At 68.8% G+C, this 24,653-nt stretch carries 29 protein-coding genes and 1 pseudogene; 21 read left to right on the top strand and 9 right to left on the bottom strand.

Annotated elements, in window-relative coordinates:
- Positions 1 to 44 precede the first annotated feature (44 nt).
- A pseudogene (locus ACQPYM_RS35165) lies at positions 45 to 563 on the bottom strand (MMPL family transporter); the annotation flags it as partial.
- 194 nt (positions 564 to 757) lie between these two features.
- On the opposite strand from ACQPYM_RS35165, the gene ACQPYM_RS35160 reads away from it, so the two are divergent.
- The 5 genes from ACQPYM_RS35160 (at position 758) to ACQPYM_RS35140 (ending at position 4,599) form a co-directional block, all read left to right on the top strand.
- Complete coding sequence (locus tag ACQPYM_RS35160) at positions 758 to 1,483, top strand: TetR/AcrR family transcriptional regulator (protein WP_433009390.1); 726 nt, start codon at positions 758 to 760, stop codon at positions 1,481 to 1,483.
- Positions 1,484 to 1,791: 308 nt separating this feature from the next.
- Positions 1,792 to 2,085, top strand: a complete 294-nt coding sequence (locus ACQPYM_RS35155; protein ID WP_433009388.1) for a hypothetical protein — start codon at positions 1,792 to 1,794, stop codon at positions 2,083 to 2,085.
- Positions 2,085 to 3,047 (top strand): SPFH domain-containing protein, encoded by a 963-nt coding sequence (locus ACQPYM_RS35150; RefSeq protein WP_433009385.1) that lies wholly within the window; start codon positions 2,085 to 2,087, stop codon positions 3,045 to 3,047. The genes ACQPYM_RS35155 and ACQPYM_RS35150 overlap by 1 nt, the downstream gene beginning before the upstream one ends.
- A 3-nt stretch (positions 3,048 to 3,050) precedes the next feature.
- Complete coding sequence (locus tag ACQPYM_RS35145) at positions 3,051 to 3,692, top strand: CGNR zinc finger domain-containing protein (RefSeq protein WP_433009382.1); 642 nt, start codon at positions 3,051 to 3,053, stop codon at positions 3,690 to 3,692.
- Between the two features lie 82 nt (positions 3,693 to 3,774).
- Entirely contained in the window at positions 3,775 to 4,599 is an 825-nt protein-coding gene (locus ACQPYM_RS35140) for a hypothetical protein (RefSeq protein WP_433009380.1), read from the top strand.
- Positions 4,600 to 4,656: 57 nt separating this feature from the next.
- Here the strand turns inward: ACQPYM_RS35140 and ACQPYM_RS35135 are convergent, their stop codons facing one another.
- On the bottom strand, positions 4,657 to 5,391 hold the full coding sequence (locus tag ACQPYM_RS35135) for a PaaI family thioesterase (RefSeq protein WP_433009377.1): 735 nt from the start codon (positions 5,389 to 5,391) through the stop codon (positions 4,657 to 4,659).
- Positions 5,392 to 5,583: 192 nt separating this feature from the next.
- Between ACQPYM_RS35135 and ACQPYM_RS35130 the strand changes: the two genes are divergently transcribed.
- The 6 genes from ACQPYM_RS35130 to ACQPYM_RS35105 all read left to right on the top strand — a co-directional run bounded on the left by ACQPYM_RS35130 (position 5,584) and on the right by ACQPYM_RS35105 (position 11,276).
- The gene (locus ACQPYM_RS35130) at positions 5,584 to 6,225 is read left to right on the top strand and encodes a TetR family transcriptional regulator (protein ID WP_433009375.1); all 642 of its coding nucleotides are present in this window, start codon (positions 5,584 to 5,586) and stop codon (positions 6,223 to 6,225) included.
- Positions 6,226 to 6,309: 84 nt separating this feature from the next.
- On the top strand, positions 6,310 to 7,278 hold the full coding sequence (locus ACQPYM_RS35125) for an ROK family protein (protein WP_433009372.1): 969 nt from the start codon (positions 6,310 to 6,312) through the stop codon (positions 7,276 to 7,278).
- Positions 7,275 to 8,405 carry an N-acetylglucosamine-6-phosphate deacetylase gene (gene nagA, locus ACQPYM_RS35120; RefSeq protein ID WP_433009369.1) on the top strand — a complete coding sequence of 377 codons (1,131 nt, stop codon included), beginning with the start codon at positions 7,275 to 7,277 and terminating at the stop codon, positions 8,403 to 8,405. The genes ACQPYM_RS35125 and nagA overlap by 4 nt, the downstream gene beginning before the upstream one ends.
- A complete protein-coding gene (locus ACQPYM_RS35115) occupies positions 8,393 to 9,313 on the top strand; it encodes a 1-phosphofructokinase family hexose kinase (RefSeq protein WP_433009367.1) in 921 nt (306 codons plus the stop codon). Before nagA ends, ACQPYM_RS35115 begins: the two co-directional genes overlap by 13 nt.
- 16 nt (positions 9,314 to 9,329) lie before the next feature.
- Positions 9,330 to 10,166: a class II fructose-bisphosphate aldolase gene (locus ACQPYM_RS35110; RefSeq protein ID WP_433009364.1), complete on the top strand. Its 837-nt coding sequence runs from the start codon at positions 9,330 to 9,332 to the stop codon at positions 10,164 to 10,166.
- A 117-nt stretch (positions 10,167 to 10,283) separates the two neighbouring features.
- Positions 10,284 to 11,276 (top strand): IS481 family transposase, encoded by a 993-nt coding sequence (locus ACQPYM_RS35105; protein WP_433008778.1) that lies wholly within the window; start codon positions 10,284 to 10,286, stop codon positions 11,274 to 11,276.
- Here ACQPYM_RS35105 and ACQPYM_RS35100 read toward each other — a convergent pair.
- Positions 11,273 to 11,527, bottom strand: a complete 255-nt coding sequence (locus ACQPYM_RS35100) for a hypothetical protein (protein WP_433009361.1) — start codon at positions 11,525 to 11,527, stop codon at positions 11,273 to 11,275. The two genes, ACQPYM_RS35105 and ACQPYM_RS35100, sit on opposite strands and share 4 nt — an antisense overlap.
- Positions 11,528 to 11,594: 67 nt before the next feature.
- Between ACQPYM_RS35100 and ACQPYM_RS35095 the strand changes: the two genes are divergently transcribed.
- The 3 genes from ACQPYM_RS35095 to ACQPYM_RS35085 all read left to right on the top strand — a co-directional run bounded on the left by ACQPYM_RS35095 (position 11,595) and on the right by ACQPYM_RS35085 (position 14,001).
- Positions 11,595 to 12,140: a TetR/AcrR family transcriptional regulator gene (locus ACQPYM_RS35095; RefSeq protein ID WP_433009358.1), complete on the top strand. Its 546-nt coding sequence runs from the start codon at positions 11,595 to 11,597 to the stop codon at positions 12,138 to 12,140.
- An 84-nt stretch (positions 12,141 to 12,224) separates the two neighbouring features.
- Positions 12,225 to 12,746 carry a hypothetical protein gene (locus ACQPYM_RS35090; RefSeq protein ID WP_433009355.1) on the top strand — a complete coding sequence of 174 codons (522 nt, stop codon included), beginning with the start codon at positions 12,225 to 12,227 and terminating at the stop codon, positions 12,744 to 12,746.
- Positions 12,739 to 14,001: an APC family permease gene (locus ACQPYM_RS35085; RefSeq protein ID WP_433009352.1), complete on the top strand. Its 1,263-nt coding sequence runs from the start codon at positions 12,739 to 12,741 to the stop codon at positions 13,999 to 14,001. Before ACQPYM_RS35090 ends, ACQPYM_RS35085 begins: the two co-directional genes overlap by 8 nt.
- Here ACQPYM_RS35085 and ACQPYM_RS35080 read toward each other — a convergent pair.
- The 4 genes from ACQPYM_RS35080 to ACQPYM_RS35065 all read right to left on the bottom strand — a co-directional run bounded on the left by ACQPYM_RS35080 (position 13,982) and on the right by ACQPYM_RS35065 (position 17,681).
- Positions 13,982 to 15,031, bottom strand: a complete 1,050-nt coding sequence (locus tag ACQPYM_RS35080) for an ABC transporter permease (RefSeq protein ID WP_433009350.1) — start codon at positions 15,029 to 15,031, stop codon at positions 13,982 to 13,984. The two genes, ACQPYM_RS35085 and ACQPYM_RS35080, sit on opposite strands and share 20 nt — an antisense overlap.
- Positions 15,028 to 15,918 carry an ABC transporter ATP-binding protein gene (locus ACQPYM_RS35075; RefSeq protein ID WP_433009347.1) on the bottom strand — a complete coding sequence of 297 codons (891 nt, stop codon included), beginning with the start codon at positions 15,916 to 15,918 and terminating at the stop codon, positions 15,028 to 15,030. Before ACQPYM_RS35075 ends, ACQPYM_RS35080 begins: the two co-directional genes overlap by 4 nt.
- Positions 15,915 to 16,307, bottom strand: coding sequence for a GntR family transcriptional regulator (locus ACQPYM_RS35070; RefSeq protein ID WP_360285785.1), 393 nt, complete (start codon positions 16,305 to 16,307; stop codon positions 15,915 to 15,917). Before ACQPYM_RS35070 ends, ACQPYM_RS35075 begins: the two co-directional genes overlap by 4 nt.
- A 66-nt stretch (positions 16,308 to 16,373) precedes the next feature.
- Positions 16,374 to 17,681, bottom strand: coding sequence for a cryptochrome/photolyase family protein (locus ACQPYM_RS35065; RefSeq protein ID WP_433009343.1), 1,308 nt, complete (start codon positions 17,679 to 17,681; stop codon positions 16,374 to 16,376).
- 88 nt (positions 17,682 to 17,769) lie between these two features.
- On the opposite strand from ACQPYM_RS35065, the gene ACQPYM_RS35060 reads away from it, so the two are divergent.
- From ACQPYM_RS35060 to ACQPYM_RS35045, 4 genes are all read left to right on the top strand, one after another.
- The gene (locus ACQPYM_RS35060) at positions 17,770 to 18,483 is read left to right on the top strand and encodes a metal-dependent transcriptional regulator (protein ID WP_433023458.1); all 714 of its coding nucleotides are present in this window, start codon (positions 17,770 to 17,772) and stop codon (positions 18,481 to 18,483) included.
- Between the two features lie 74 nt (positions 18,484 to 18,557).
- Positions 18,558 to 19,328, top strand: a complete 771-nt coding sequence (locus tag ACQPYM_RS35055; protein ID WP_433009340.1) for a class I SAM-dependent methyltransferase — start codon at positions 18,558 to 18,560, stop codon at positions 19,326 to 19,328.
- A gap of 13 nt (positions 19,329 to 19,341) precedes the next feature.
- Positions 19,342 to 20,712: an aminodeoxychorismate synthase component I gene (gene pabB / locus ACQPYM_RS35050; protein ID WP_433009337.1), complete on the top strand. Its 1,371-nt coding sequence runs from the start codon at positions 19,342 to 19,344 to the stop codon at positions 20,710 to 20,712.
- Complete coding sequence (locus ACQPYM_RS35045; protein WP_433009334.1) at positions 20,709 to 21,404, top strand: aminotransferase class IV; 696 nt, start codon at positions 20,709 to 20,711, stop codon at positions 21,402 to 21,404. Before pabB ends, ACQPYM_RS35045 begins: the two co-directional genes overlap by 4 nt.
- A gap of 22 nt (positions 21,405 to 21,426) precedes the next feature.
- On the opposite strand, the gene ACQPYM_RS35040 is transcribed toward ACQPYM_RS35045, so the two are convergent.
- Together ACQPYM_RS35040 and ACQPYM_RS35035 are read right to left on the bottom strand one after the other, a co-directional pair.
- On the bottom strand, positions 21,427 to 21,930 hold the full coding sequence (locus ACQPYM_RS35040; protein ID WP_433009331.1) for a histidine phosphatase family protein: 504 nt from the start codon (positions 21,928 to 21,930) through the stop codon (positions 21,427 to 21,429).
- Positions 21,931 to 21,957: 27 nt separating this feature from the next.
- On the bottom strand, positions 21,958 to 22,356 hold the full coding sequence (locus tag ACQPYM_RS35035) for a VOC family protein (RefSeq protein ID WP_433009328.1): 399 nt from the start codon (positions 22,354 to 22,356) through the stop codon (positions 21,958 to 21,960).
- A gap of 83 nt (positions 22,357 to 22,439) precedes the next feature.
- Between ACQPYM_RS35035 and ACQPYM_RS35030 the strand changes: the two genes are divergently transcribed.
- From ACQPYM_RS35030 to ACQPYM_RS35020, 3 genes are read left to right on the top strand one after another with little or no spacing between them, the layout of a single operon-like run.
- Positions 22,440 to 22,799, top strand: coding sequence for a GntR family transcriptional regulator (locus ACQPYM_RS35030; protein ID WP_433009325.1), 360 nt, complete (start codon positions 22,440 to 22,442; stop codon positions 22,797 to 22,799).
- Positions 22,796 to 23,707 carry an ATP-binding cassette domain-containing protein gene (locus ACQPYM_RS35025; RefSeq protein ID WP_433009322.1) on the top strand — a complete coding sequence of 304 codons (912 nt, stop codon included), beginning with the start codon at positions 22,796 to 22,798 and terminating at the stop codon, positions 23,705 to 23,707. Before ACQPYM_RS35030 ends, ACQPYM_RS35025 begins: the two co-directional genes overlap by 4 nt.
- Positions 23,704 to 24,492, top strand: coding sequence for a hypothetical protein (locus tag ACQPYM_RS35020; protein ID WP_433009319.1), 789 nt, complete (start codon positions 23,704 to 23,706; stop codon positions 24,490 to 24,492). The genes ACQPYM_RS35025 and ACQPYM_RS35020 overlap by 4 nt, the downstream gene beginning before the upstream one ends.
- Positions 24,493 to 24,653: the final 161 nt, after the last annotated feature.

Raw genomic sequence — 24,653 nt, 5'->3', positions numbered from 1 at the left:
GCCAGCCCACCGACGAACAGCGGCAGGCTCGCCGCCACCAGACCACCGAAGACCACCACCAGCAGGATCAGCACGATCGGCAGCGAGATCGACTCGGCCTGGACGATGTCGTGCTCGGTCTGCGTGTTCACCTCGTCGAAGACGGCGACCTCACCGCCGACCTCGACGTCCAGCCCGGCGGGCGCCTGCCGGACCTGGGCGGCGATCTTGTGGAAGGTCTCCAACCGCTCCTCGGGATCGGCGCCGGCCAGCGTCAGTACGGCGTACGTCGAGTGCTGGTCCTTCGACACGAACGCGGGCGAACTGGTGCTCCAGTACGTCGCCTTCCGCACCACCTCGGCGGTGGGGAGGTCCGCGAGGTGGCTCTCCACGGTCTGCCGGAAGGCCGGGTCGGACACGGTCCGCGCATCGCTGCGGTAGAGCACGACCACATCGGTGCCGGTCCGGCCGACGGCCTGCTCGATCGTCCGGACGGCGCGGTACGCCTCGGTGTCGGGCGCCTCGAAACCACCGTTCGCGAGCGAGCCGAAGACGCCGGTGCCCCAGGCGAGCGCGGCGGCCACGAAGGCCCCGGTCAGTGCCAGCACCAGGCGGCGGCGCCGGTAGGTGAACCTGCCGAGTGTCTCGAACACGAAAGCCCTCCCGCGGGCGTAAATTGAACAGTGATCGCGGTGGTGAACACCGTTAACAGTTAACGGTGTAAACTGTACGCAGCACTAGGGTCTGCTTGTCAAGATCGGTGGAGGAAGGGCTTTCGGTGGACCTGAAGACGGGCGAGACCCGGCGGGAGCGGCAGCGGGCGGCGACCGTGGCCGAGATCAAGGCCGCCGCTCGCAAACTGCTCGTCGAGGGCGGGGTGCCGGCGGTCGGCCTGCGCGCGGTGGCCCGCGAGCTCGGCCTCAGCGCCCCCGCGCTCTACCGGTACTTCGACAGCCACGAGGCGCTGATCTCCGCCCTGGTCGCCGACCTGTACGACGAACTGACCGAGGCGTTGATCGCCCTGCGCGACAGCGACCCGGAGGCCGACCTCGGTGGCCAGCTGTTCCTGATCGCCGGCGGACTGCGGGACTGGGCGCTGGCCCATCCGGCCGAGTTCGGGCTGCTCTTCGGTGCTCCGGTGCCGAACCCGCTGGCCGAGGACCACGAGCTGACGCCAGGACACCAGGCGGCGATGCGGTTCGGCGCGGTCTTCAAGGACCTGGTCGCGAAGGTCTACCGCCAGCAGCCGTTCGCCCATCCGCCCGAGGAAGCCCTCGGGCCGGAACTCATCGCGCAGCTGACCCAGAAGTCCGAATACTTCGACGGAATGCCGGCCGGAGCCATCTACTTGTCGCTGACCTACTGGACACGGCTCTACGGGCTGATCTGCATGGAGGTCTTCGGCCAGCTGCACTGGGCACTGGACGACGCCGGAGCCTACTTCCAGGCGCAGCTGTTCGAGATCGGCGAGGCCCTCGGCCTGGACTGCCCGCTGCCCGAGTGACGGGCCGGAAAAGGGCAAAAAAAGAGACCCGCGGGCTCTTCCTGGGACACGACCGGGTGGTCGAGCTCAGGGTCAGGCGGACTTTCCTGACTACCCGCGGATCCGGTGGCCGGCGTCGTACTGACTAGCCACATGCCCACTTGTCAAACAGTGGTTGGCGGTTAGCCCGCCGCCACCTCACGAGTCCGAGTGCAATTCATGCGTTGGACCACCTCCCTTCGCGTGTACTCAGAACCTACGTCGCGCGAGGCGGGCGTTCAACCGGTTTTCGCCGACAGATGAACGCCGTCTCGTGGTCCCATGGAGCCATGCTCATCAGGCTCGGACTACCCGCTCTCATCCTGTTGGTCGGAACCGTCTGGTTCGCCTGGTCGTCGTACCGCCGGGCCGTCTCCGCGGAGCGCGCCGTGACCGAACTGAACGGCGAAACCAAGGCGCTGATCCAGGAGGTCCGGCAGCTCGAGAAGGCGGTCGCGGCTGCCGAGCAGGGCCTGCGTACGCTCTCCTCGCATCCGTCGGTGCCGCGCGACGTCGCGCTCACCGCCGACCTGACCCTCGCCGACCTCCGGCGACTGACCGACAACAAGGAGCTCGACCGCTGATGGCAAAGCTGGGGAACGCAACGGCGATCAAGGCCGGGGGTGGTGCCGGGACCAAGGCGAAGGTGATCGGCATCCTGGTCGCGATCGTCGTCGCCCTGATCATCTTGTTCAACATCTTCAACTTCGCCAGTACCGAGGCGAACAAGATCGGCCTGCACTACGGCGGTGGCGTGGTCGAGGACAAGAAGTTCAAGTCGATCATCCCGCCCGGCGCCACCAACAAGCTGATCGGGCCCGGCGACACGCTCTACTCCTACCCGATCGACCAGCGCTCCTACATCATCGGCGGCGCCGGCGCGGACACCGAGAACGCCGACGAGGTGACCGTGGTCAGCAAGGACAACGTCCGGCTCGGCGTCCGGGTCCAGGTGTACTTCACGCTGAACCGCAAGCCCGACGTGATCCAGCAGTTCCACGAGCGGATCGGGCTGAAGACCGAGGCCTACGAGGACGACGGCTGGAACACCATGCTGCAGGCCTACTTCCGGCCGCAGATCGACCGCGCGCTGGCCGCGGTCGGCACCAGCTACGCGTGGGCCGAGCTCTACAACAACGAGAAGGCGAAGGCGGAGTTCCAGACCGCCGCGGCCAAGGAGTTCACCCGGCTGCTGCCGGCCGCCGTCGGTGGCGACTACTTCTGCGGCCCGTCCTACACCGGCAGCAATGCGTGCGGCGAGCTGTCCTTCACGATCCAGAAGCCGACCCCGCTGGACAAGGGCATCATCGACGGCCTCGAGGCCAAGCAGCGCGCCGAGCTGGCCCGGCAGGCCCAGGAGCAGAAGAACCAGCAGGTCCAGACCGAGCTGCTGTCGGTCAAGCAGCAGGTCGCGATGCTCGGTGCCAACGGTTACCTGCTGAAATCCGCGATCGAGTCGGGCAAGATCCAGTTCATGGTCATCCCGCAGAACGGCAACGTCAGCATCCCGGTCCCGACCCCGGTCCAGACCACCCCACCGCGCTGACCGTTGTCCACGCTGCCGTCCCACCTCGAGCTGGTCCAGGGCATCGTGCTGCCGAAACCCGTCGGCGCCGACCCGGTCCTGGACTTCCTCAACACCCGCGCGGACTTCGCCGGTCGTGGTCCGGCGGCGAGCGAGTGGCTCACGTCGTACGAGGCCTTCGTGATCTGGAACGGGTACGTCGGACTGCTCTCCGACGCGAGCGTGTTCCGGCTGATCGAGCAAGCGGCGGGCAAGCCGACGGACGCGTCCCGGCGGCTGGACGCGGTCCGGGAGTTCCAGGCCGACCTGTACGACGTACTGACGGACGACGTACTGACGGACGAGGCGGCAGCCGGATCGTTCGACGCGGTGGCGCGCGCGGTGGATCGGGCCACCGCGCGCCGGCACCTGAGCCCGGTGCCGACCGACGGGCTCGGGGTGCGCGCGGTCTGGGAGCTGCCGGAAGACCTCGGGATGCCGCTCGATCAACTGGCGCTGCTAGCGTCGGAACTGCTCACCGGCACCGCGAGGGATCACGTCCGGCTCTGCCCTGGCGACAACTGCGGATGGCTCTTCCTCGACCCCCGGGGCCGGCGCCGCTGGTGTTCAATGGCCACTTGTGGGAACCGGGCCAAAGTGCGCGCGCACGCCGCTCGCACTCGGTAATCGCTCGCAACCAGATGTGCAAGAACCTGCAAATATGGTTCCCTGACTCAACGAAGAAGGCGTTTCAGCAGTCTTGAACAGTATGAGGAACTCGGTGGGGGCTACGCGGCGTACGGTGCTGATCGGGGCGATCGCGGCGGCGGTGGGTACGTCGCTCGGCTGTGAGCTGGAGGATTCCGATCCGGATCTGACCCAGCCACCCTTCCAGCCGCCGACCAACCTGCCGACTCAGCAGCCGACCCAGGCGCCGACGACATCGGTGACGCAGCCGGCTGCGGTGTCCGGGCCGTACGGCTCGGGGGTGCTGGCGCCTTGGCAGACCAAGCGCCGGGTGATCTCGGACCCGCGCCACATCCGGCTGGTGACTGCAGCCAACGGGGTGGTGATGTTCGGAGACAGCCTCGCCATCCAGGACACGCCCGCCCTGACGCAGCGGCTGAAGGCCCGGACCGGTGACCTCCTTGCCACCCACAACTGGGCGGGCCACCCGAGCGGGCCGGCCGCCGACGCGCTGGAGATCTGGGCGCGGACCTACGGCCTGCCCCACCGGATCCTGATGGCGGTGGGCAGCAACGACATCTTCGACCCGCCGGCGGTGGCCGGCAACGTCGCACGGGTGATGGAGATTGTCGGCCGGCGCCGGACCGTCGTCTGGGTGACCGTGGCGGTCGAGCGACCCAAGACGGTCGCCCCGGACCGGGCCAACAGCGCCTGGGTCAACCGGCAACTGCGCGCGGCCGAGCGCAAGCACCCGAACCTGAAGCTGGCCCGGTGGGCGGAGTTCCTCGCCGCCAACCCCGGCCCGCCCAAGCGCTACCTGAGGGACGGCGCGCACACCACGCCGGCCGGCCAGAAGATCCGCAACGAGCTGATCGTCCAGGCCCTGGCCGCAGCCAAGAACGACTAGCCGGCGCCCGACCGACCAGCGGGCGATGGCGATGGCCCCGGCCAGCTGCCGACCGAGCTAGCCTGCGGCGTTGAAGGTGGCGGGGTCGACCAGGAACCAGGTCTGGCGGGCCCGGGCCAGGACGCGGCCGTCGGAGTCGTACAACGTGCTGGCGGTGTGAGTCTTGCGCCCGTCCTCGGCGAGGATCCGGCCCATCACCACACACGGCTCACCCGGGTGGGGGCGAGCATCCACGCAGGCCGCCATCTGCCCGAGCACCGACGGACGCCCCTCCAGATCGATCGCCCACCCGCTCGGACAATCGAGCGCCGCCCAGAGAAACACCGGGTCGACCAGCCCGTCAGGCCCGGCCAGATCGTCGGCCGGATGCCACGTGCACGCCGTCCGCCCATCGCCCACCGGCCCAGGCTTCAACTGCAACCCCTCGGTGTTCTCAGGCCCGCACACGAAACAACCCGGGAACGGATGACTGACCAGCCCCCGGTACTTCGCTTCCGCCGCCAGCGCCTCGTCCGGAGCGACCGGGTCGATGGTCGCGTCGGACAAGGTCTCCGCGTCGACCGCGTGCCCGACGGCCACCTCGGATGCTCCGTAGGTCAGGGTCGCGTGGGCCGACTCGACCGAGAGTTCCAGGTCGGTCTCCATCGGCGGAGGCACCAGCAGCCGCACGCGCGGAGCCGTGTCCGCGGCGGCCACCGCCGCCAGCGCAGTACCGACCAGGCCTGCGACGTAGCCCCCGTTGCCTGACTGGGCCGGCCCCCTGAAGCGCGGTGCGATCCGCAACGTGGTCATGCCGCAAGACCCTAACGGTCGCCGTGCAGCCGCAGCAGAGCGGGGATTCCCGTGATTTCTGAGCATCTTTCCAGATTTACTGCCCTGACCACTCTCATTCAAACGACCGTTTGAACTATGCTGACTGCAGGCTACGGCGCGTGAGCAGGTGGGGTGCCTGAGCGAGCGGTGGCCGGGGGGAAGGAGAACTCTGTGGAGACACCCGTGGAATCAACCCGGGAGAGGCTGCTCAACATCGCCGAGCAGCGGTTCGGTGAGGGCGGTTACGAGGGGACCTCGCTGCGGGCCATCACGGTCGCGGCGGCGGCCAACATCGCGGCGGTGAACTACCACTTCGGCTCGAAGGAAGCGCTGCTGCGGGCGGCGGTGGCGCGCGCGATGGCGCCGGTCAACACCGAGCGGCGGCGCCGACTGGACCAGTTGGAGGAGAAGGGCGATCCGGCCGTCGAGCAACTGATCCGCGCCTTCGTCGAGCCGGGCCTGGACCTCGTCCTGCGCCGCGGGGAGCGCGGGCCGGTGGTGGCCAGGTTCATCGGCCGGGTCGCCTTCGATCCGAGTCAGCGGATCCGCGAGTTGTACGCGGCCGAGTCGGATCCCGTCGAGGCGCGGTACCTGGCCGCACTGCAGGCGGCGCTGCCGGACGCGGAACCGGAAGCGGTGGCGTTCGGCTTCGTGAACATGCTGGGCCTGCTGGCCCTGCACCAGTCACAGGCGCTGAGCAGAGCACCGGGCGGCGAGCCCGTCGGGCCCGGCGGGGAGGAGGAACCGGGCCGGCTGGCGGAGAACCTGATCGCCTTCCTGGTCGCCGCTTTCGACCGGGGCCTGCGCAACTGACGGGCCCTGGTGGTCTGGTCGGAGTTGTCCAGAAATTGCTCGCGGATGTTCGAACCGGTAGGTAACGCTGCATAATGGCGCTCCGTGGACCCCAGTGAAGTCGTGGTTGCCGTCGATCTCGGTGGCACCCGGATGAAGTGCGGCCTGGTCGCCGCCGACGGTGCCGTGCTGCACCGGGAGACCAGGCCGACACCGCGTGCCCTCGACGACCCACGAGCCGGCGGCCGCGGGGTCCTCGACGCCCTGCTGGAGACCGTGGTCGAGCTCGAGCAGAAGGCCGCCGCCGATGGTCACCGGGTGCGCGCGGTCGGCGTCGTCGTGCCGGGCATCATCAACGCCGAGGACGGCACGGTCGTCGCGGAGAACCTGGCCTGGGCCGGTACGCCGGTGCTGGCCGCGCTGCAGGCCGCGGTCGGCCCCGACCAGCAGGTCCTGCTCGCCCACGATGTGCGCGGTGGCGGCTACGCAGAGCTACGCCGAGGGGCACTCACCGGTACTACGAACTCGCTGTTCCTCCCGCTCGGCACGGGGATCGCGGCCGCGATGGTGGTCGACGGGTCCCTGGTCAGCGGTGACGGCTACGCCGGCGAACTGGGTCACACCCGGTTCGTCCACGGCGAGGCGGCCGAGCAGTGCGCGTGCGGCCAGTGGGGATGCCTGGAGACGGTGGCTTCCGCCGCTGCGCTGGCCCGCCGGTACCACCAGCGGACGGGTCGGGTCGTCGACGGCGCCCGCGAGGTCCTGGAGTTGCTGGCGCAGGGCGATGCCGATGCCGCGGTGGTGTGGAGCGAGGCGCTGGCCGCGCTGGTCGATGCGCTGGTCATGTACACGACGCTGGTCGCGCCGACCCGGATCGCCATCGGTGGCGGACTGGTCGGGGCCGGTGAGACGTTGCTCGCCCCGCTGCGCGAAGGTGTTCACGCGCGGCTGACCTTCCAGCGCGAGCCGGAGATCGTCGCCGCCGTACTGGGCGAAGAGGCCGGGTGTCTCGGCGCCGCGCTGATGGCGTGGGACCGGGTGGCGGCCGACGAGAGCGGAGAAGAGACGCAATGACGACGTATCGGGTGGCGCGGCTCGTCACCCCGGACGATGTGCTCGAGAACGCCTGGCTGCAGGTCTCCGACGGCGACATCCTGTCCTTCGGGCGGCGCTCGGAGGGGATGCCCGCGGACGGGCAGCGGCCGGAGGACCTCGGCGACGTGACCGTCGTGCCCGGGTTCGTCGACATCCACACGCACGGCGGTGGCGGGGCGACGTACTCGACCACCGATCCCGAGGAGGCGCGCAAGGTCGCGGCCTTCCATGCCAAGCACGGCACCACAACGACGATGGCCAGTCTGGTTACCGGGCCGCTCGACGAGCTGGTCTCCCAGACCGCCTGTCTGGCGGACCTCGTCACCGACGGAGTGATCGCGGGCGTCCATCTGGAAGGGCCGTTCCTGTCGGCCGCGCGGTGCGGGGCGCACGAACCGTCGCTGCTGCGCGATCCCGTCGAGGGCGATGTGGCCAAGGTGCTCAGCGACGCCGTGAAGATGGTGACGATCGCGCCGGAGCTCCCGAGCGGGCTGGACGCGATCCGGCAGGTCGTCGACGCCGGGGTCGTCGCGGCGCTGGGGCACACGGACGCGACGTACGAGCAGATGATCGCGGGGGCCGACGCGGGGGCGACGGTGGCGACCCACTTGTTCAACGGGATGCGGCCGTTCCATCACCGCGATCCCGGTCCGGTGGGTGCCGCGCTGAACGATCCGCGGCTGCTGCTCGAAGTGATCAACGACGGGATGCACCTCGATCCGCAGGTGGTCCGGGTCGCGCTGGCCGCTGCCGGGGTGAACCGGATCGCGCTGATCACCGACGCGATGGTCGCCACCGGGATGCCCAACGGGCGGTACCTGCTGGGCAGTCTCGAAGTGGACGTGAAGGACGGGCTGGCGACGCTTGCCGAAGGCACTCACTCGATTGCCGGCAGCACCTTGACGATGGACGTTGCCTACCGCAACGCCGTGAGGGCCGGAGTGTCGCTGGTCGACGCGTCGCGGATGGCCTCGACGACCCCGGCCGAGGCGTTCGGCTGGTACACCGTCGGTGGGATCGAGACGGGCAAGCGGGCCGACCTGGTCGTGCTGGACGAGGACTACCAGGTCCAGAAGGTGATGCGGGCCGGTTCGTGGCTGGACTGATCGGGACCGTCACCCTCAACCTCGCGCTCGACGTCACCTACGAGGTCCCCGAGCTGGTCGTCGGTGGAAGCCATCGGGTCGACTCGCCGCGGCAACGGGCCGGCGGGAAGGGCATCAATGTGGCCAGGGTCGCTGCGACGCTCGGGCACCAGGTGCTCGCGCTCGGTTTCGTCGGCGGACTGACCGGCGAGCTGGTCGCCGAGGAACTGTTCGACGCCGGCCTGACCGCGCTGCTCACTCCGATCCGCGGCGAGACCCGGCGAACCGTTGCCATCGTCAACGGTGTGGACGGCGACGCGACCATCTTCAACGAGGCCGGGCCGTCGGTCTCGGAGGACGAGTGGCGCGCGTTCCACGATCGGATGCCGTGGGCGAAACTGGACGTGCTCGCCTGCGCGGGGAGCTTGCCGCCCGGTCTGCCGGCTGATGCCTATGCGGAGCTGGCCGTCCGCGCCCGGCACCACGACGTACTGTCGGTCATCGATGTCGGCGGCAGCGCGCTGGTCGCGGCCGCGAAGGCCGGTGCCGTGGTTCGCTCCAACGCTGCCGAACTCCGCGACGCGCTGGGCGAGCTGAGCGTGGAAGAAGGTGCGCGGCAGCTGGTGTCGGCTGGTGCGACCGCTGCGGTGATCACCGACGGCGCCCGCGGAATGGTTGCCGCTAGCAATCAAGGCGTCTGGCGCGCGCTACCCGTCGAGCAGGTCTCGGGCAACCCGACCGGCGCAGGCGATGCCTGTACTGCGGTCGTCGCGGCCGCCATCGCTCGAGGGCCTGAACCCGACTGGCCGTCGGTGCTCAAGTCGGCCGTCGCGGCGTCAGCCGCCGCAGTACTGACCCCCGTTGCCGGGGACATCGATCTCGAGGCGTACCGGCGGTGGCATCCGCTGGTAGCCGTCAACAGCCTTTAAAACAAGGGAGTTCGTCATGCCGCTCGTTTCCGGGGCAGAGGTCGTGCTGGGTGCCGCCAAGGATGGCCGGGGCGTCGGTGCGTTCAACGTGATCCAGCTGGAGCACGCGAGCGCGCTGATCGCGGGTGCTGAGCAGGTCGGCGCGCCGGTGATCTTGCAGATCAGCGAGAACGCCGTCAAGTACCACGGCGCGCTCAAGCCGATCGCGGTCGCGACCCTGGCCGCCGCGGCCGCCGCGCAGGTTCCGGTCGTCGTGCACCTCGACCACGCGATGGACCGCGACCTCGTCACCGAGGCGGTCGGCCTCGGCTTCACCTCGGTCATGTACGACGCCTCGAAGCTCGACTACGCCGACAACGTCGCGGCCACCAGCGAGGTGACGAAGTTCTGCCACGACCACGGCGTTTTCGTCGAGGCCGAGATCGGCGAGGTCGGCGGCAAGGACGGTGTCCACGCCCCGGGCGCGCGGACCCGGCCGGACGAAGCGCTGGCGTTCGCGGAGGCGACCGGCGTGGACGCGCTCGCCGTCGCGGTGGGCTCGTCACACGCGATGACCGAGCGGACCGCCGAACTCGACTTCGAGCTGATCGGCGCGCTGCGGGCCGCAGTACCGGTTCCGCTGGTGCTGCACGGTTCGTCCGGTGTGGCGGATGCCGACCTGACCCGCGCGGTCGAGGCGGGGATGACGAAGGTCAACATCGCGACCCACCTCAACAACGTCTTCACCGCCACGGTCCGCCAGGTCCTGGCCGACCAGCCCGATCTCGTCGACACCCGCAAGTACCTCGGCCCGGCCCGCACCGCGGTCGCCACCGAAGTCGCCCGACTGCTGCCTGTGCTGAAGGCGGTCTAGATGTGATGTCCAGGGAGGTTGGCCCGCCTTGTGGCGGTGAGTCGGTGTGACAGGTGAAGGCCTCCGGTTGTGAAGTGGAGCTGTCTAAGGAACCGCTTCACCAAACCGGAGGCCTTCGTGTCCCACGTTAACGCGACTCTGACCCCACGCACCCGGCTACGGCTGGCGCGTCTGATCGTCGATCAGGGCTGGACCTACGCCGCGGCGGCGAAAATGTTCATGGTTGCCGCCAAGACGGCGCGCAAGTGGGCCGAGCGGTACCGGGCCGAAGGGGCCGCTGGGATGGCTGACCGCAGCTCCCGCCCACACCACAGCCCCGCCAAGACACCGCCGCATCTGGTACGCCGGATCGTGCGACTGCGCTGGCGCCACCGGCTCGGCCCGGTCCAGATCGCCGGCCGGCTCGGCGTCGCGGCCTCGACCGTGCACGCCGTACTGGTCCGCTGCCGGGTCAACCGCCTGTCCCGCGTCGACCGGGTCACCGGCGAACCGCTGCGCCGCTACGAACACGACCACCCCGGCTCGCTGATACACGTCGATGTCACCAAGTTCGCCAACATCCCCGACGGCGGAGGCCACCGCTTCGTCGGCCGCCAGCAGGGCTACCAAAATCAGCTCGCCACACCCGGCCTGCCCAAGGGCAAGGACTACAAACCCCGCACCGGCAAAGCCTTCCTGCACACCGTCATCGACGACCACTCCCGCGTCGCCTACGCCGAGATCCACACCGACGAGAAAGCCGACACCGCCGCCGGAGTACTCCAGCGGGCCGTCGCCTGGTACGCCGACCACGGCGTCACCGTCGAACGCGTCCTGTCCGACAACGGGTCCTGCTACCGCTCATTCGCCTGGCGCGACACCTGCGCAGCACTCGGCATCACCCCGAAACGGACCCGGCCCTACCGGCCACAAACCAACGGCAAGATCGAACGCTTCCACCGCACCCTGGCCGACGGCTGGGCCTACGCCCGGTTCTACACCTCAACCGACCAACGCAACACAGCCCTGCCCGGCTGGCTCCACTTCTACAATCATCACCGAGCCCACTCCGCAATCGGCGGCAGGCCACCAGTCAGCCGACTGACCAACGTCCCTGGACATCACATCTAGAGCGACGAACCGCCCCGGATCCAGGCGGCCCGGAGTTCGTCGCGGGCGACCTGGACCTGGCTGCGTGCGTCCGGGTCCGGTACTTCGTAGTCGTCGATCAACCGGGTCAGGGCGAACTCGATCGCGGCGACCACCGCGTCCTCCTGGGAAACCTCGGTCTCGTTGACGCCGGACACCCCGGCCGTCAGCGCGGCCACCCCGGCCAGCTCCTCAGCCGTCAGCCGGAGCACGAAGTCGGTTCTGGGCTGCACGGATCCTCCCTGGGACGTTGGTAGAGTCATCCTGCAATGCAACAGCCGTGTTTCACAAGGAGCAGCTGTGGACGAGACCCTGCGGACGGCCACTGTCGCCGTGCTGGCCGAGCACGGCTGGGACGGTGTCACGCTCGAGCGGGTGGCCGAGCGGCTCGGCCGGTCCCGGGTGACGCTGTGGCGTCAGGGGCTCACCGTCGAAGGCCTGCTGAACGGTCTGCTGGACGAGCTGGCCGAGGACTACCGCGACACGATGTGGCCGGTGCTGTCCGCGACCGGAACCGGCCGCGAACTGCTGGTCAAGGCGCTGACCGCGCTGTTCGACGTGATCGACCGGCATGTGCCGTTGATGTTGTCGTCCGACCTGGTCTTCCACCGCGAACAGGAACGCAATGGGAAGGTGTCCTTCATCGACCCGTTCGAGCGGTTCCTGCGCGAGGGCGAGAAGGACGGTTCGCTGCATCCGCGGGGCCGGGTCAGCGATGTCGCCGAGGTGCTGATGGTGGCGGCCGCCTTCACCTATGTGCACATGCGCGGCCGGCATCACTGGTCCCGCTCCCGGGTCCGCACCCTGACCCTCGACCTGGTCCTGCGCGGCATCGTCGACCCTTAGACGAGGATGCAACATAGGTGTTGCAATTTTTGCAACAAGCACGTTTCATGGAGTGCATCAGCCGATCGCAGAGGAGAAAGTCTGATGACACTGCCGTACGCCGAACCGCTCACCCGGGTGGAGCTGGGACCGCGCGTGATCCCCGAGCCGCCGCGGGTCGGCGAACCGGGCGGGAAACCGTGTGGTCTGTGCGAGTGGTTCGAGCACCAGGACGAGTCCCCGCATTCCCCGCTGTGGAGCAACGACGAATGGGTCCTGTGCCGGGCGACCGAGGTGACGATCCCCGGACTGGTCTGGCTGGCCAGCCGCGGTCACCACGATTCGTTCGCCGACCTGCCGGACCGCCTCGCCAGTTCGTACGGTCCCGTGGTGGCCCGGATCGAGCGGGCCGTCCTGAGTGTCGGTAACATCGCCCGGGTGCACGTCAACCGCTGGGGCGACGGCTCTGCCCACTTCCATGTCTGGTTCTTCCCCCGCCCGCTGGGCATGCTCGAAGCGAGCCGGGAGATGCTCCCGCTCTGGGCCGATCTGCTCCCCGAGGCGCCCAAGGAAGAGGTCGCCGCCGCGGAGCAGAAGATCGCAGAAGCCATGGCAGCCGGTGACTGAGAACAACCACTCCCAGCCGGCGCTGGCGCGGCGGCTGGGAGTCCGGGACGCGGCCGTCATCGGGCTCGGGTCGATGGTCGGGGCCGGCGTCTTCGCGGTCTGGGCTCCGGCGGCCGGGGCGGCCGGGTCGCTGCTGCTGGTATCGCTGGTGATCGCCGCGTTTGTTGCCTACTGCAACGCTGCGGCGTCGGCCCAGCTGGCTGCCGTCTATCCCGTTTCGGGTGGCACTTATGCCTATGGACGGGAGCGGCTCGGGCCGTGGTGGGGATACTTGGCCGGCTGTGCCTTCGTGCTCGGCAAGACCGCGTCGTGTGCCGCGATGGCGCTCACGTTCGCGACGTACGCAGTACCGGATCACGAGTGGGCCCGGCGGCTGATCGCGTTGGCAGCGGTGATCGCGCTCGCGGCGGTGAACTATCGCGGCATCACCAGGACGGCGTCGCTGACCCGGATCCTCGTCGGCTGCACGCTCGTCGTCCTGACCCTCGTGGTGGTCCTGCTGCTCACGAGCTCGACCGATCGCGTCACCGACTGGACCGCCGGCACCAGCCCGTACGGCGTACTGCAGGCTGCCGGTCTGCTCTTCTTCGCCTTCGCCGGCTATGCCCGGATCGCCACCATGGGGGAGGAGGTCCGGGAGCCCGCTCGCACCATCCCGCGCGCCATCCTGATCGCCCTGTTCGGTGCCGTCGGCATCTATCTCGTCATCGGCGTCAGCCTGTTGCTTGCCCTCGGCCCGGATCGGATCGCCTCGTCGCCGGCGCCGTTGGCCGCCGCGGTGGAGGCGGCCGGCGCGGCCTGGGCCCAGCCGATCGTCAGAGTCGGCGCCGCACTGGCCAGCCTCGGCGCGTTGCTGGCACTCATCACCGGCATCGGCCGTACTTCGCTGGCGATGGCCCGCAACCGGGATCTTCCGGGCTGGCTCGCCGCGGTGCATCCGCGGTTCCAGGTGCCGCACCACGCGGAGATCGCGCTCGCGGCCGTGGTCGGCGTCCTGGTGCTGACCACCGACCTGCGTGGCGTCATCGGCTTCTCGTCGTTCGGAGTCCTGCTGTACTACGCGATCGCCAACGCGTCGGCGTACACGCAACCGGCCGAGCAGCGGCGGTGGCCGCGAGTCCTCAACATCCTCGGGCTGGCGGGATGTGTGGTTCTCGCGGTCACCTTGCCGCTGACCTCGGCCGTCACCTGCGCCGTCCTGCTGGCGCTGGCCTTGCTCGCCCGGTGGGTACGGCTCAGGAGAGATCGCGCCTGATCCGCCAGAAGCAGAAGCCGGTCAGGCCCGCCGCGAGCAGCAGGAACAGGCCGGTCTCGCGCCACTGCAGACTCCAGAACCGGTCGGCCGGGAAGTACTTGATCTGTTGCCGATAGCCCTCATCGGCGAGCTGCTCGAAGCACGCGTCGAAGGTTTTCCGGGCCGGGTCGGTGGTGCCGTTCGGCCCGGGCGGGCCACACTTCGCCAGCCACTGCGGCAGCTTCGTCTGTACTACGCCGGCCGAGTTCACCGTCTCCTCGGAGATCTTCCAGAAGCCCTCCTGGCCCTCGAGCTTGGCCTCCAGGTGCACCACTTCCGCGTCGTCCTCCGGACCGCTCAGCATGAAGCCGCGCATGTTCTCGGCCGTGATGACGACCTTGGTCTCGACCGGTGTCATCAGGTGCGACCGGAGCAGCAACGGTGACAGCACCTGGACCGCGATCACGGCCGCGAGCGTGATGGCGATCGCGACCACACTGCGGCGGACGACCAGGCCGACGGCGACGCCCAGCGCCAGCCCGAAGGCCGCATAGCCGATCGGAACCACCCCGCGGGCGGCGAAGACCGGCGGCAGCATCCGCGGGATGTCGAACAGGCCGGAGGCCTGACCGGTGTTGATCGCGTCGTCGATCGGGTCGGCCCACCAGGTCACCGCGAGGCTGAGCGCACCGGTGACGGCCATCGCGCCCAGGCCGGTGACCGCCAGTTTGGTGACCAGCCAGCGGGTCCGGGTGATGCTCTGGTTCCAGACCAGCCGATGGGTGCCGGCTTCCAGTTCGCGGGCGATCAGCGGTGCACCCCAGAACGCGCCGATCACCGGCGGAGCGGCGTACACGAGAACCTGGCCGATGACGTACAGGTAGCTGTTGATCCGCTCCAGTCCGATGCGCTTGAGGAACTCGGTCGAGTAGCGCTGGTAGTCGTCGGCCAGACCGGGGCCGGTCGCCACCAGGAAGACGGCGAGGATCGCGATGGCGCCGATGACCACCAACGCCTGCAGGCGGAACTGCCGCCAGGTGAGCCAGATCATCGCTGTACCTCCAGCAGAGGGCGGTTGTTCTTCGGCGCCGAGGCCGAGCGGCCCATGTAGGCGAGCACGATGTCCTCGAGGGTGAGTTGGGAGACCGTCCAGGCCGGGTCGAGGATCGGGTCACTGGTGCGGACGAGGTACGTCGACTGGCGATCGGTGTGGCTGACGCTGACGATGTGCTGGTTCTGTGGCATCGACTTCTCGTCGCGGCGCGGACCGACCAAGCGGTAGTGGGTGGCGAGCAGGGTGTCGATGTCGCCGCTGACCTGGACGCGCGAGTCGACCAGGACGACCAGGTAGTCGCAGGAGCGCTCGACGTCAGAGACCAGGTGCGAGGAGAGAATGACGCTGAGGTCGTGCTCGGTGACGGCCTCCATCAGGTCCTGCAGGAACTCGCGCCGGGCCAGCGGGTCGAGCGCGGCGACGGGTTCGTCGAGGATCAGCAGTTCGGGGCGTTTGGCGACGCCGAGTGTCAGCGCGAGCTGGGCGCGCTGACCGCCGGACAGCTTGCCCGCGCGCTGCTTCGGGTCCAGGCCGAGGCTCTGGATCCGTGCCAGGGCAAGCGAATCGTCCCAGCCCGGGTTGAGCCGCGCGCCGAGCTTGAGGTGGTCGGCGACGCTCAGCCGCGCGTACGTCGGGGTGTCCTGCGCGACGAACCCGATCTTGGTCAGCTGCGGACCGCCGGCCGGTGCGTCGAGCACCTCGATGCTGCCGGTGGTCGGGGTCAGCATGCCGACGGCGAGGTTCAGCAGGGTGCTCTTACCGGCGCCGTTCGGTCCGACCAGGCCGACCACGCGACCGGCCGGGACGTCGAGCGTGCAGTCGGTCAGCGCCCAGCGGCGGCCGTATTTCTTGCCCAGGCCCTGGGCACTGAGTGCGGTGCTCACGCTATCCCCTTCTGAGCGGCGGACCGAAACGTCGTCTGGAACAGCGCCTCGATGCTGTCGTCGTCGAGCCCGGCCTTGCGCGCCTTGGTCAGCCAGCGCTGCAGATCGGTGCGCAGCGGACCGTGGGCGGCGAGGCTGTGATCGGTCAGCGTCTTGGTGACGAACGTCCCGCGCCCCGGCCGCGCCGCGACCAGCCCCTCGTGCTCCAGCTCGCGATACGCCTTCAGCACCGTGTTCGGATTGATCGCCAGCTGCCCGACCACGTCCTTCACCGTCGGCAGCTGATCTCCCTCCCGCAACAACCCCAGCCGCAGGGCGTTCTTCACCTGCTGAACGATCTGCTGGTACGGCGAGACCCCCGACCGCCCGTCCAGATGGAACTCGATCATCCTCAACCCCATTCATCTAGTTAACTAGCACAATACTCCGATGAAGGAGAAGGTCAAGCGCTGCGCTCAGCGGAGGGCGGCGTACCGGCGCAGAGACTCTTGGCGAGCTTCGGCGTGGTCGACGATCGGGGGCGGGTAGTCGACGGCGTTGGAGGACTTCCAAGGCTCGTGAGCTGTCTTGCCTGGTAGGGCCGCGAGCTCGGGTACCCAGCGGCGTACGTAGTCGCCTTGGGGATCGAACTTCAGTCCCTGGGTGGTCGGGTTGAAGATCCGGAAGTACGGCGATGCGTCCGCCCCGCAGCCCGCGACCCACTGCCAGTTCAGTGAGTTCGACGCCAGATCACCGTCGAGCAGGTTTCGCATGAACCAGCGCGCGCCGTGCTTCCAGTGCACATGCAGGTCCTTGACCAGGAACGACGCCACCACCATCCGCACCCGGTTGTGCATGAAGCCGGTCTCGGCCAGTTGCCGCATTCCGGCGTCCACGATCGGGTACCCCGTCATCCCGCGGCACCAGGCCTCGAACGCATCGCCCGGTTCGTCGTACTCCATCCGCTCGAACTCCGCCCGCACCGGTTTCCACGCCGCCTCCGGGTGACGTGCGAGCAGTTCCGCGCAGAACTCCCGCCACGCCAGCTCCCGCCGGTACCCCTCGGCCCCGGCGCTCCGCTTCCGCGCGAGATCGGCAAGCATCGTCCGCGGATGGATCTCCCCGTATTTCAGCGGCACCGACATCCGCGACGTCGCGTCGAGATCCGGCCGGTCCCGCACGGCCCCGTACTCCGCGACTTCGTCGAGGTACCGCTCCCATTGCTCCCGAGCCGCCGCCTCGCCGGCAACCACATCAGCCGGCGGCAACTCGTCGCTCACGAGGTTTGCCCACTCGACCCGGCTCGGCGCATCCACCGGCTGCCGCCAGCCGTGGTCGAGCCACGCACGGAAATACGGCGTGAACACCTGATACGCCGACCCCTGCTGCGTCAGCACCCGCCCAGGCGCAACGGCGTACGGGGAACCTGTGGCAACCAACGGACACCCAAGCGCCTTCTCGACGGCCGCGTCACGCCGCTGCCCGTACGGCCCGTAGTCCGCCGACACGTGCACACTCGCCGCCCCCACCTCGGCGGCCACCGCCGGAACGACCTCCACCGGATCCCCACGCCGTACGACGAGCCGCCCGCCGATCGACTCGGACAGACTCCGCAACGACGCGGTCAGCTGGTCCCGCCGAGGCGCACCTGCCTGATCCCACAACAACGGGTCGAGGACGAACAGTGCGACCACCCGGCCGTCACCCGCCGCGACCGCGTCCAGCAAGGCCGGGTTGTCCGCCAGCCGCAGATCCCGCCGGAACCACATCACCGCAGTAGCCATCACCCAATCCTGTCGGACGCACAACTTTGGACGACACTCCACATCATTCGAACAGGCGATTGGGTAAGGCTTGCCTGGGTAGGTGAGAATGGATGTCGTGAGCGAGCTGATCGATACCACCGAGATGTACCTGCGGACCGTCTACGAACTGGAAGAAGAGGGCATCCTGCCGCTGCGCGCGCGGATCGCCGAACGGTTGCACCAATCCGGTCCCACGGTCAGTCAGACGGTGGCCCGGATGGAGCGCGACGGCCTGGTCACGGTCGAGGGTGACCGTCATCTCGAGCTCACCGAGGTCGGCCGGATGCAGGCGACCCGGGTGATGCGCAAGCACCGCCTGGCCGAGCGCCTGCTGGTCGACGTGATCGGGCTGGAGTGGGAGGACGTGCACGCGGAGGCCTGCCGCTGGGAGCACGTGATGAGCGACGCGGTCGAGCTGCGCCTGCTGAAGATCCTCGACAACCCGACCGAGTCGCCGTACGGCAACCCGATCCCGGGTCTGGAGGAGCTGCAGAAGGACGGTCAGGCGCTCGCGATCGGCGAGTTCCGGATGGGCGTCGAGCCGCTCGTCAAGGTGCTCGACCAGGCCACCGGCGACTCCGTCCGGGTGCTGGTCCGGCGGATCGCCGAGCCGGTGCAGACCGACGACGACGCGATGTCGGTACTGCGCCGCGCGGGCGCACTGCCCGGCCGCGAGGTCGACTCGACCCTGGATGCGGAGGGCGTGCTGGTCGGCAGCCGCGAGGCCGGCGGCGTGATCAGCGACGAGACCGCGGGCCACATCTTCGTCAGCGTGGTTTAAGACTCTACTAAGAAGTGGTACTGAAAGCTCTCGATGATGTACTGACAGTGGTCAGGCAGTAACGTCTGTCCGCGATGCCTGAGAACGAGATCGACTGGCCGGAGTACCTGCGGGAGTTCCACACCGCGGCGCCGGGCAGCACTGAAGCCCTGTTGTCACGAGCGGTGGCCGGGGACCACACGCCCTATCGCTGGTTGGTTCGTGCGGTCTCCGGCGAGGCGCGGCGTGTCCTCGACCTTGCCTGCGGCAACGGCCCGGTCGCGCGCGAGCTGTACGGGCGGTGGGTGGTCGGGGCCGACAACAACGCCGCGCAGCTGGCCGGTGCGCCCGGTCCGAAGGTCCAGGCGGACGCGCGGCACCTGCCGTTCGCCAACGAGGCTTTCGACGTCGTCACCTGTTCGATGGGGCTGGCGGTACTGCAACCGCTTCCCGAAGTACTGGCCGAGGCTGCTCGCGTACTGCGTCGCGGCGGCGTGCTGGCCGCGACGGTCCCGGCGGTCCGGCCGTTGCGCCGCAGCGACCTTCGCACGCTCACCAGTCTCACCACCCGGCTGCGGTCGACGCCGCAGTTCCCGGGCGGTGGCGAGATCAAGGACCTGAAGGACCAGTTGCGGGCGGCCGGGTTCGACGTGATGGAGTCGCAGCGCGAGCGGTACGCGTACACCGTGCGCACCCTCGACGACGCGCGCCGCCTGGTCGGGGCGCTCTACCTGCCCGGTACTTCGGACAAGCGCCGGGAAGTCGCCGCCGTCTGGCTGGCCGAACGCGGCGCGAAGGAGCCCCTCCAGGTCGCCATCCCGATCCGCCGCATCACCGCCATGCGCACCAAGTTCGCCTTGCAGTAGGTACCGTTCAGCTGTGCCTGCTCTGATCTGGTCCGTCCGTGCGCTTGATCGTGCGCTGGACGGCGAGCGGATCTACCGTGAGCTGCTCGCGGACGAGCCGGCCGCTTTCTGGCTCGACGGCAGCCTGACCGACCGGCACGTCCGCCGCGTCTCGGTCCTCGGTACGTCGAGCGGTGCCGACGCGGAGGTCGTCGTACGGGATGTCGCCGAGGGTGACGTCTTCGCGGAGCTGCAGCACCGTTTGAGCGCGCGGTCAGCCCAGCTGGACGCAGTACCCGCTGAGCTGCGGGATGTCTTCAGCGGCGGTTATGTCGGGTACTTCGGCTACGAGCTCAAGGCGCTCACCGGGGGAGCGGCCGCGCACGAAGCGCCGACTCCGGATGCGTTGTGGATCTGGGCCAACCGCTTCGTCGTCATCGATCACGAGGAGGATCGCTCGCTTCTCGTCGCGGTGCATGCTCCTGGCGATTCTGCGGCTTTTGACTGGCTGGACCGGGCCGAAGCGGTTGCCGCGAGCTGGTCCATGGGCTGGCTGGGCGCGCCGCCGATCGCGGAGTTCGACCTCGAAGCGCACCTCGAGCAGGATCGCGCCACTTACCTGGCCGGGATCGACGCCTGCATGGCCGCGCTCGAAGCCGGCGAGACCTACGAGGTCTGCCTGACGAACCGGGTCCGGCTGCCGGCCGTCGACGACCCGTTCGGGTTCTACCTCTGGCAACGGCAGAGCAACCCCGCGCCGTACTCCGCCTTCCTCCGGTACGGCGAACTGGCGGTGGCGAGCTCGTCGCCCGAGCGGTTCCTGACCGTGGACGGCGACGGCTGGGCCGAGTGCCGGCCGATCAAGGGGACCGCGCCGCGTTCCGCCGACCCGGCCCAGGACCAGCTGGTCGCCAAGGCGCTCGCGGAGGACGAGAAGACGCGGGCCGAGAACCTGATGATCGTCGACCTGATCCGCAACGACCTCGGCCGGGTCAGCGAACCCGGAACCGTGCAGGTTCCGCAGTTGATGGCCGTCGAGAGTTACGAGACCGTGCACCAGTTGGTGACGACGGTGCGCGGGCGACTGCGGTCCGGGGTGGACGCGATCGACGCGGTCCGGGCGTGTTTCCCGCCGGGATCGATGACGGGGGCACCGAAGATCCGCACGATGGAGCTGCTCGACCAGCTCGAGTGGTCGGCGCGTGGCGTGTACTCGGGGGCGCTCGGCTATCTGACCGTGGACGGCCGGGCGGATCTGAGTGTGGTGATCCGGACCGCGGTGATGACGGCGGGGGAGACCGTGGTGGGGGCGGGTGGGGCGATCGTGCTCGATTCTGACCCGGTCGCGGAGTACGACGAAATGGTGCTCAAGGCAACAGCAACGATCCAGGGGCGGACGGTATGACTTCCTTGCAGGTGGCGGATTCCTTCTTGGTTGCCGATGGCAAGGTGCGTGGTCTCGCCTTGCACCGGGAGCGGTTCACGGCGTCGTGCGCGGCGCTCGGGGTCGAGGCCGCTGGCTTTTTCGACGACCAGGTGAAGCGGCTGCCCGGGTTCGGCCGGTGGTTCCCGCGGTTCGAGCTGAGCGCCGAGGGCGAACTGGCTGTCCAGCTCCGCCCGGCACCCCCGCAGGGCGGCCGGATCCGCGTCTCGGTCCGGCCCGATCCCCGCCGTACGCCGCGGGTGAAGGGCCCGGATCTCGAAGTACTCGGAGAGCTGCGGGCGGAGGCAGCCGCGACCGACCGCGCCGACGAGGTCCTGCTGGTCAGCCCGGACGGCATCGCTCTCGAAGGCGCCTACTCAGCCCTGGTCTGGTGGGAAGACGACGTGCTCTGTGTCCCGCCGGCCACCCTCCCGATCCTGCCGTCCGTCACCGCCGAGCTCCTCCGCCGCCTGGCGACCGACCGCGGCACCGAGATCGCCGAACGCACCCGAACCGCCGCCGACCTGGCGGACGCCGACGAAGTCTGGCTCGTCAACGCCCTCCACGGGATCCGCCCCATCCACGCCTGGCACACCAACCCCATCGACCCGCTGCCGCTGTCGACGGCCCCCCAATGGCAACAATCCCTAACCGCCCTGGCCGTACCGCTCTAGTGCCCTTGAGGGCGACGCCGCTCTAGGGCGAGAGTCCGTCGAGGCGCACGACGGTCCCGGCCGAGAGGTCGACGACGTGCGCATCGGGAAACTGAAGAGCTGCCCAGAACGCACCCGGATCGTCCAGACCGACAGTTGCCGTCAGCCACAGCGTCATCGCCATACCGTGCGAGCCAATCACCACCGGCCGCCCGCCAGCTGCCGCAACATGCTCGGCGACCCCCGCTTCGAACCGCCTGACGACGTCCTCCCTGGCCTCCCAGTCGGCGTGGTCCGCACCTTCGACATACGCCCGCCGCTGCGTCCGGAAGTCGTCGTCGTAAGCCTCCACCCGCGAGACCTCATCAAACCGCTGATCCTGCATCACCCTTCCGGCCGGCGCAACCGTCGCAACCGCCTTCGGCTCCGAACTAGCAACCACCCGCGCCCCATCCGGCAGTAGCTCGCACAACGCCCGCGCCGCAACCTCCCCCTCCGGCGCAAGCACCCAGTCCCGAGCAGCCACATCCGGCCCATGAGTTGGCATCCCATGCCGCACCAGAACAAGCACCAGTTAGTCGTCGAGTTCGGTGAAGAGGGTTAGTTGGATGCCGCCGGGGGTTTCTAGGCGGGCGTTGAGGGAGTTCCAGGGGGTGCGGGTGGGTTCGGCTACTACGGTGGCGCCGGCTGCTGAGAGCTTGGCGGTGGTGGCTGTTGAGTCGTCCACCTCGAAGGCGACGCGGAACTTGCCGGCTACCCGGCGGCCTACCTCGACCTCGTCGATGAAGTCGGCCTGGTTGGGGTCGGCGATCTCCAGCGTCGCGCGGCCGGCCTCGAGGATCGTCACTCGGCCGTCCTCGGACTCGTACGCTTCCCGCTCGCTCAGCCCCAGCACATCGCGGTAGAACGCGACGGCCTCCTCGTAGTCGTCGACCGTTACGACCAGGCGCAGTTCCCGCACGTTGTCAGTCACGGTTGTACGTTACCCACTCCCGGTGCTACGGTTCATTAGTCAAGTAATGAACCTACGAACCGAAGAACCGGGAGGGGGTCACGGTGTTCGACGATCGCAGCCCGATCTACCTGCAGATCGCAGAGCAGATCAAGAACGACATCGTCACGGGTGCCCTCGCCGAGGACGAGCAGGTCATGTCGACGAACCAGTACGCGGCGTTCTACCGGATCAATCCCGCCACCGCGGCCAAGGGTTTCGCCCAGCTGGTCGACGAGGGCGTGCTCTACAAGAAGCGCGGGATCGGCATGTTCGTCAGCCCGGATGCGCGCAAGCTGCTGCGGACCGGTCGGCGCGACTCGTTCTTCACCGAGGTGGTCGATCCGATGATCCGTGAGGCCAAGGCGATCGGCGTACCACTGACCGAGATCGTCGAGTACGTCCAGAAGGAGGGGGAGCAGTGAGTGGCCTGGGAGTGAGGACCGAGAGCCTGACCGTCAGTTTCGGCGGCGTACCGGCGCTGGACGGGCTGGACCTGTGGCTCGCGCCGGACAAGATCCACGGGCTGCTGGGCCGCAACGGCTCCGGCAAGAGCACGCTGGCCGCCGTCCTGGCCGGCTTCCGGCAACCCGACAGCGGCCGGGTGCTGATCGACGGCGAAGAGCTGGGCGAGGGGCTGCCGCCGTACGAGAACGCTGTGGTGACGAGCCGGGTCTGCCTGATCCGCGAGTCGGGCGATCTGATCGACTCCTCGCTGGTCAAGCACGTGCTCGGCATGGCCGCCGCGCTGCGCCCGTACTGGAACGCGGAGCTGGCCGGCGAGCTGCTCGACAAGTTCGAGGTACCGACCCGCAAGAAGGTGCAGAAACTCTCGCGGGGCAAGAAGTCCGCACTCGGGGTCGTGCTGGGACTGGCCAGTCGCGCGCCGCTGACGATCTTCGACGAGACCTACCTGGGCATGGACGTGCCGTCGCGGAACCTCTTCTATGACGCCCTGCTCGCCGACTACACCGAAGTACCGCGGACGATCGTGATGTCCACCCACCTGGTCAGTGAGGTCAGCGCGCTGCTCGAGGAAGTCGTCATCCTCGACAACGGCAAGCTCGTCACCCAGTCGCCGGTGGACTCGCTGCGTGGTCGCGGTGCCTCGATCGTCGGTCCGGCCGGCGCTGTCGACGAGCTCACCGCCGGTCTTGTCGTGCTGGCCGAGCAGCGTCTCGGCGGCACGAAGTCCATCACCGTCCTGGGTGACCTGGACGACTCGTTGCACGCCAAGGCGCAGTCGGCCGGACTGGAGATCGGCCCGGTCGGTCTGCAGGATCTCTTCGTCCACCTGACCGGTTCGACGCGCGCGAAGGAGGGCTCCCGATGAGCACCACCACACAGACAGCGGCCCGTACTACGGCCCGTCCGGTGACCCTCCCGGGTTCGGCCACCGCGACCGGGCGGCTGCGGATGGTCCTGCGATCCATGATGGTCGGGCTGCGGCCGATGATCGGAGGCTACTGGCTCATCATGCTGCTGACCTTCCTGGTCGGCGGCGTGATCGTCCAGCTCTTCACCGGCACGCTGAACCACAGCATGTGGGACTACGGGACGCAGTCGCCGAAGTACTTCTCCGCGGCGATCGGCATCACCCTGACGCCCGCACTGTTCACGTTGCTGATCGCGCACGGCGTGACCCGGCGGATGTTCGCCGTTGCCGGCAGCATCCTTCTCGTCGGCGCCGCGATCAGTACTTCGCTGATCTGGACACTGGCCTACCAGGTCGAGCGCGGTATCTACGACTGGGCCGGATTCCAGCAAGTGATGGACAACCCGCATCTGTACACCACGACGTCGCAGGTCGGCCTGATCTTCACCGAGTTCTTCCTGCTGATCCTGGCGCACGAAGCGGCCGGCTGGCTGATCGGCATCGCGTTCTACCGCTTCGGCTTCTGGAAGGGTCTCGCCTTCCTCCCGCTCGGTCTGCTGCCGGCCGCTGCCGCCGAGTTCCTCCTGGTCGCCCAATGGATGGCCGACGCCCTGGCCAACACGGGCTACCACCGCCCATCCCTGGCCATCGGCATCCCGGGAGTCCTCGCGGTCAGCGGAATCGCCCTGTACTGCGGCTACTTGCTGATCCGCCCACTGTCGCTCAAGCCCGCCAAGGGCTGACCGCTCCACCAGCCCCGCTCCACCGGCCCCGCTCCACCTGACTTGCTCGACCTGACCCACTAGAGCTCCGTCCACACACGCCCGCAGTACCGAGGGAGGCCTTGCCATGCCCGCAGAACCGTCCGACGGCGACCTAGTGCCCTGTGTCCGAAGTTCTTTGG

This window comes from Kribbella sp. CA-294648 (genome assembly GCF_050943845.1).
Taxonomy (GTDB): Bacteria; Actinomycetota; Actinomycetes; order Propionibacteriales; family Kribbellaceae; genus Kribbella.
The sequence above is the reverse complement of the archived record's forward strand: the minus strand, read 5'-3'. Positions and strand labels throughout refer to the sequence as shown.

Coding starts and splice junctions, on each gene's coding strand:
- ACQPYM_RS35155 (WP_433009388.1), top strand. CDS start 1,792: ATGCTCATCAGGCTCGGACTACCCGCTCTCATCCTGTTGGTCGGAACC.
- ACQPYM_RS35150 (WP_433009385.1), top strand. CDS start 2,085: ATGGCAAAGCTGGGGAACGCAACGGCGATCAAGGCCGGGGGTGGTGCC.
- ACQPYM_RS35140 (WP_433009380.1), top strand. CDS start 3,775: ATGAGGAACTCGGTGGGGGCTACGCGGCGTACGGTGCTGATCGGGGCG.
- ACQPYM_RS35135 (WP_433009377.1), bottom strand. CDS start 5,391: ATGACCACGTTGCGGATCGCACCGCGCTTCAGGGGGCCGGCCCAGTCA.
- nagA (WP_433009369.1), top strand. CDS start 7,275: ATGACGACGTATCGGGTGGCGCGGCTCGTCACCCCGGACGATGTGCTC.
- ACQPYM_RS35110 (WP_433009364.1), top strand. CDS start 9,330: ATGCCGCTCGTTTCCGGGGCAGAGGTCGTGCTGGGTGCCGCCAAGGAT.
- ACQPYM_RS35090 (WP_433009355.1), top strand. CDS start 12,225: ATGACACTGCCGTACGCCGAACCGCTCACCCGGGTGGAGCTGGGACCG.
- ACQPYM_RS35080 (WP_433009350.1), bottom strand. CDS start 15,031: ATGATCTGGCTCACCTGGCGGCAGTTCCGCCTGCAGGCGTTGGTGGTC.
- ACQPYM_RS35070 (WP_360285785.1), bottom strand. CDS start 16,307: ATGATCGAGTTCCATCTGGACGGGCGGTCGGGGGTCTCGCCGTACCAG.
- ACQPYM_RS35065 (WP_433009343.1), bottom strand. CDS start 17,681: ATGGCTACTGCGGTGATGTGGTTCCGGCGGGATCTGCGGCTGGCGGAC.
- ACQPYM_RS35060 (WP_433023458.1), top strand. CDS start 17,770: ATGGATGTCGTGAGCGAGCTGATCGATACCACCGAGATGTACCTGCGG.
- ACQPYM_RS35055 (WP_433009340.1), top strand. CDS start 18,558: ATGCCTGAGAACGAGATCGACTGGCCGGAGTACCTGCGGGAGTTCCAC.
- ACQPYM_RS35045 (WP_433009334.1), top strand. CDS start 20,709: ATGACTTCCTTGCAGGTGGCGGATTCCTTCTTGGTTGCCGATGGCAAG.
- ACQPYM_RS35040 (WP_433009331.1), bottom strand. CDS start 21,930: ATGCCAACTCATGGGCCGGATGTGGCTGCTCGGGACTGGGTGCTTGCG.
- ACQPYM_RS35020 (WP_433009319.1), top strand. CDS start 23,704: ATGAGCACCACCACACAGACAGCGGCCCGTACTACGGCCCGTCCGGTG.